The organism is Bradyrhizobium sp., from assembly GCF_016462955.1.
Lineage (GTDB): Bacteria > Pseudomonadota > Alphaproteobacteria > Rhizobiales > Xanthobacteraceae > Bradyrhizobium.
This window is the reverse complement of the sequence record NZ_JAEMSD010000356.1, coordinates 2,419-7,203: the sequence shown is the minus strand read 5'-3', so window position 1 is coordinate 7,203 and position 4,785 is coordinate 2,419. Positions and strand designations below refer to the sequence as shown.

At 66.8% G+C, this 4,785-nt stretch carries 4 protein-coding genes; 3 read left to right on the top strand and 1 reads right to left on the bottom strand.

Going from position 1 to position 4,785, the window contains the following annotated elements; translation table 11 throughout:
* From JHD07_RS27975 to JHD07_RS27965, 3 genes are all read left to right on the top strand, one after another.
* A partial coding sequence (locus JHD07_RS27975; RefSeq protein ID WP_291627945.1) for a copper-translocating P-type ATPase occupies positions 1–1,781 on the top strand: 1,781 nt, incomplete at its 5' end.
* Positions 1,782–1,854: 73 nt separating this feature from the next.
* Positions 1,855–2,301 carry a nickel-responsive transcriptional regulator NikR gene (nikR, locus tag JHD07_RS27970; protein ID WP_291627943.1) on the top strand — a complete coding sequence of 149 codons (447 nt, stop codon included), beginning with the start codon at positions 1,855–1,857 and terminating at the stop codon, positions 2,299–2,301.
* Positions 2,302–2,451: 150 nt separating this feature from the next.
* A complete protein-coding gene (locus JHD07_RS27965; RefSeq protein ID WP_291627939.1) occupies positions 2,452–3,192 on the top strand; it encodes a sulfate transporter family protein in 741 nt (246 codons plus the stop codon).
* Positions 3,193–3,269: 77 nt separating this feature from the next.
* Here the strand turns inward: JHD07_RS27965 and JHD07_RS27960 are convergent.
* Positions 3,270–4,785, bottom strand: a 1,516-nt coding sequence (locus tag JHD07_RS27960; RefSeq protein WP_291627937.1) for an MFS transporter, incomplete at its 5' end; no start/stop codon positions are given.

Sequence of the window (4,785 nt, the reverse complement as noted above, 5' to 3'; positions counted from 1 at the left end):
ACCTCAACATGTTCACGCTGATCGCGATGGGCACAGGCGTCGCTTACGTCTACAGCGTGATTGGCACCGTTGCGCCACAGATCTTCCCCGCCACCTTCCGCGGCCATGGGGGCGCGGTCGCCGTCTATTTCGAGGCAGCCGCCGTCATCACCGTGCTGGTGCTGCTGGGCCAGGTGCTGGAGCTGCGCGCCCGCGATGCGACCTCGGGCGCGATCAAGGCGCTGCTGCAGCTGGCTCCGAAGACCGCGCGGCGCGTCGAGCCTGATGGCAATGAGCACGAGGTCGAGATCGACACGCTCCACGCTGGCGATTCCTTGCGCGTTCGTCCGGGAGAGAAAGTGCCGGTCGACGGCATCATCCTCGAAGGCCGCTCCTCACTCGATGAATCGCTGGTGACGGGCGAATCCATGCCGGTCACCAAGGAGACCGGCGCAAAGGTCATCGCCGGCACGCTGAACCAGTCAGGCAGCTTCATCATGCGGGCCGACAAGGTCGGGCGCGAGACGCTGCTGTCGCAGATCGTGCAGATGGTCGCGGACGCGCAGCGCTCGCGCGCGCCGATCCAGCGCATGGCCGACCAGGTCTCCGGCTGGTTCGTGCCGACGGTGATCGTGGTTGCCCTCGCCGCCTTCGGCGCCTGGGCCTGGTTCGGACCGGAGCCGCGGCTCGCCTTCGGCCTCGTCGCGGCCGTCAGCGTGCTGATCATCGCCTGCCCCTGCGCGCTGGGCCTTGCCACCCCGATGTCGATCATGGTCGGCGTCGGCCGCGGCGCCCAAAGCGGCGTCCTGATCAAGAACGCCGAGGCGCTGGAGCGGATGGAGAAGATCGACACGCTCGTGGTCGACAAGACCGGCACGCTCACCGAGGGCAAGCCGAAGGTGGTTGCGATCGTGCCGGCATCCGGCTTTGCGGAGGATGATATCCTCCGGCTCGCAGCCACCGTCGAGCGCGCCAGCGAGCATCCGCTTGCCGACGCCATCGTGCGCGCGGCGAAGGAGAAGCAGCTCACCCTTGGCCAGGTCGAGCAGTTCGACTCGCCGACCGGCAAGGGCGCGACCGGCAAGGTCGACGGCAAGACCATCGCGCTCGGCAATGCACGATATCTCGCTTCGATCGGCGTCGACACCAAGGCACTCGACAGCGAAGCCGAACGGCTGCGCGGCGACGGCGCCACGGTGATCAACATGGCCCTCGACGGCCGGCTCGCCGGCCTGTTCGCGATCGCCGATCCGGTCAAGGCTTCGACGCCTGAGGCGCTGAAGGCGCTGGCGGCGGAGGGCATCAAGGTGATCATGCTGACCGGCGACAACCGCACCACGGCCGAGGCCGTGGCGCGCCGGCTTGGTATCGCCGAGGTCGAGGCCGAAGTGCTGCCGGACCAGAAGAGCGCGGTGGTCACCAAGCTGCAGAAGGCCGGCCGCAGCGTCGCGATGGCCGGCGACGGCGTCAACGATGCGCCGGCGCTGGCGGCGGCCGAAGTCGGCATTGCCATGGGCACCGGCACCGACGTGGCAATGGAGAGCGCCGGCATCACGCTGTTGAAGGGCGATCTCACCGGCATCGTGCGGGCACGAAAGCTGTCGCAGGCGACCATGAGCAACATCCGCCAGAACCTGTTCTTTGCCTTCATCTACAACGCCGCAGGAATTCCGATCGCGGCCGGAGTGCTCTATCCCGCCTTTGGCGTGCTGCTGTCCCCGATCATCGCCGCGGCGGCGATGGCGCTGTCGTCGGTGAGCGTGGTCGGCAACGCGCTGCGGCTGCGCACGACGCCGCTTTGAGCGACCGGCACACTCCCTCGCCTCCCTTCGGGAGACAGGCTACAAATGGCCGTAGCCCAATGGAGATGACCTGATGCAGCGGATTACGATCACGATCGAGGACGATCTGTTGGCGGAGATCGACGCGGCGGCAGAGGCGCGCGGCTACCAGAACCGCTCCGAGATCATCCGCGACCTCGCTCGCGCCGGCCTGCAGCAGAGCACCGAGGACACCGCCCAGACCGGCCCATGCGTGGCCGGTCTCGTCTATGTCTACGATCACGCCGCCCGCGACCTGTCGAAGCGCCTGGTGCAGGAATTCCACGGCCACCACGACCTCGCGCTGGCGACGCTCCATGTCCATCTCGACGACAACAATTGCATGGAGATGACCGCGCTGCGCGGCGACGCCTCCGAGGTCAGGCACTTCGCCGACCACATCATCGCCGAACGCGGCGTGCGCTACGGCCGCGTCGTGATGATCCCGATGGGCGATGGTAAGCCGTCGAAGCCGCGCAAGCACGGGCACCGGCATGACTAGGCTGCTCTAGGAGAGAGTAGCGGTTCTTACCCTCCCCTGGAGGGGGAGGGTACGGAAGAGATCGCGCCATCTTCGCAACGACCACCCGCCCTTGCCGAAGCCGCATTGGGTGTCTACCTCTCGCGAGGTGTATATTTCAGAGGATCTCCCATGCTGGATGCCGCCATCAAGGCGCTGTCGCAACTGATCTCGCCGCCGATGCGCTCGATCCTGTGGCGGTCGATCGGGCTGGCGCTGGTGCTGATCGTCGCGCTGGCGATCGGGCTGCAGCGGCTGCTCAGCTGGTTCGCGACCTCCGGGGCGGTCTGGCTGGAGGAATTGCTCGGACCCGGCTGGCATTCGTCCATCGAAGTCCTCTCGTGGATCGTCTCGATCGCGGCCGGCCTCGGCGTCGTGTTCGGCGGCATCTTCCTGATGCCTGCGATCACCTCGCTGGTGGCGAGCCTGTTCGTCGACGACGTCGCCGACATCGTCGAGCGCGAGCATTATCCCGCCGAGCGGCCGGGAGTGGCGCTGCCGTTCAGCCAGGCGATTTTCGAGGGCGTCAAGACCGCGGTGCTCACGATCCTGATCTATCTCGCCGCGCTGCCGCTGGTGCTGTTCGCCGGCGCGGGATTTCTCATCTTCTTCCTCGCCGCCGCCTGGCTGCTCGGACGCGAATATTTCGAGCTCGCCGCGATGCGCTTCCGCACCCCGGAGGACGCCAAGGCGATGCGGCGGGACAATGCCGCGACCATCTTCACCGCCGGCCTGTTCATCGCCGCCTTCGTTTCGATCCCGATCATCAATCTGGCGACGCCGATCTTCGCCATGGCCTTCATGGTCCACATGCACAAGCGCCTGTCGGGCCCGCGGCCCGAGCTGATCGAGCCGGCGCGGCAAGTGCGGTGATTGTTCTCTTCCGCTAGCGCTTGCGGGAGAGGTGACCACCCGCCTCGCGCGAGCGAACAAACCGACCATCACCGCATTCAGGCGGCCCGCACGCCACACTTTCGCAGCAGCATCCTTGCGAAGCCGAATGGCGCCGGCGTGAAAGGACCCGTCGGCGCGCGCGTGACCAGCGCGACGACGCCGAGTGCGACCACCGCGAGCCAGAAACACAGCCAGAAGCCGTCGATATAGGCGAGCACATTGGCCTCGCGCTGCACGATGCCCGCCAGCGTGCCGACCGCGCGCGGTTGCGCCGATCCCGTGCCATGGGCGGCAAAGTAACCGGAGAGCTGCTTCAGCCTCTGCACCACGTCGGCATCGCCGACCACAAGGTTCTGGCCGAGATAGAACGAATGGACCTGCTCGCGCACGCGCAGCCAGGTGCCCATCAGCGCCACGCCGATCTCGGCGCCGCCGAGCCGCATGATCTGGATATAGGCGGCAAAGGAGGTGGCGCGGCTCGGGTCGGAGTTGGAGAGCAGCGTGATGATCAAGGGCAGCAAGGTCAGCGACTGCCCGATCGCCTGGAGCAGCACAATGCCGGCGAAGTCCTCGCGGGCCCAGTCGTGGCTGAGCCGGGTGCCCCAGAGATTGGCTGCGGCGAAGCAGGCAAAGCCAATGACGGTCACCGCCCGCGCATCGAAATGCCTGAGCAGCCAGATCGAAACCGGCACCAGGACGAGCATCGGCAGCGCGCCACAGGTGAACAGCAGCATGCCGCTCTGCTCCGGCCTGAGCAGCGCGATGGTGGCGAGGAAGTTCGGCACCAGCGACGCGTTGGACAGGCTCGTCAGCGTGTAGAGCAGGATCAGGACCAGTCCCAGGCCGATGTTGCGCGAGAACAGCACGTTGACATGTGCCCAGGGCTTCCGCACCAGGGACTCGTTGACGAGGAAGGCCAGAAACAGCGCCGCACCAGCGGCCAGCAACGCCATCACCGTGCCGGAACCGAGCCAGTCCAGCCGGTTGCCCTGGTCGAGCCCCGCATAGATCATCGACACCGAAGCGCCGAGCAGCAGCATGCCGCCCCAATCGGCCTCGCGCAGCAGCGCGCGGTTCACCGGCTCGTTCGGCGTGCCCAGATAGACCATCAAGCCCATCAAGGGCGCGATCACCACGCCCTGCCAGTAAAGCCATTGCCAGCCGAGATGGTCGACGTAGAAGCCGACCAGCGAGGTCGAGGTGTCCAACGCGAAGCCGACGCGGATCGCGTAGATCGAGATCGCCGGCAGCCACCAGCGGATCGGCAGATTGCGGAACACGATCATCAGCGTCGCCGGCACGAAGGTGCCGAGCAGGAGACCATGCACCACGCTGAGCACAAGCAATGACGGATAGTCGTGCACAAACGGAATGATGAACGAGACGGCGGCATAGACCAGGCTGGGGATGCCGAGCACGCGGCGCAGGCCGAACACCGTGGCGAGCCAGGCCACCGCAGGCGCGATGAAGATCTGCGAGCCGATGCCGGCGGTGGAGAGCCAGGCGCCCTCGTCGAAGGAGAGCGAAAATGCGCCGCGCAGGTCCGGCAGGCCGACCGTGGTCAGCCGGCTG

Bases quoted from the DNA above. Each gene is read 5' to 3' on its own strand.
- JHD07_RS27965 (WP_291627939.1), top strand. From the start codon at position 2,452: ATGCTGGATGCCGCCATCAAGGCGCTGTCGCAACTGATCTCGCCGCCG.
- nikR (WP_291627943.1), top strand. From the start codon at position 1,855: ATGCAGCGGATTACGATCACGATCGAGGACGATCTGTTGGCGGAGATC.